The following is a 470-nucleotide window of genomic DNA, read 5'->3' as shown; positions in this document are numbered from 1 at the left end:
AGATCGTATCGCTAGAAGTAGCAGTGTTGCCTGCAACGTCTGAAACCGTAGCTTCAACTGTTAACGTACCTTCAGCGAAAGCTGAATAATCTTGACCAATGAGAGTCCATTCGCCACCGGAAACTATCGCGGTATAATTTTCTGACTTGCCATCGACATCGGTGATAGTGATTGATACTGTCTGGCCATCTTCAACATTGGTCACAGTTCCGACCAAAGTGCCATTACTCACTTCGGCGGAGTTGTAATACTCATCACCAAAGCCATCAAAATCGACACTGATGTCTGCTAACGTATCTTTGACGATAGTATCGCTAGAAGTTGTAGTATTGCCTGCAACGTCAGTAACTGTAGCCTCTACAGTCATGATACCTTCTGCAAAACCCGAATAGTCTTGGCCGACTAATGTCCACTCGCCACCAGATACTATCGCGGTATAATTTTCTGACTTGCCATCAACATCGGTGATA

1 protein-coding gene is annotated in these 470 nt (G+C 44.9%); it reads right to left on the bottom strand.

What is annotated here, in order from left to right:
• Positions 1 to 470: Ig-like domain-containing protein (locus ACFI6G_RS22235; RefSeq protein ID WP_462710487.1), on the bottom strand; the 470-nt coding region annotated here is incomplete at both ends.

The sequence above is a fragment of the Vibrio sp. PSi01 genome, from assembly GCF_054960695.1.
Note: the sequence above shows the minus strand (reverse complement) of the source record. Positions and strands in the feature narration are given on the sequence as shown.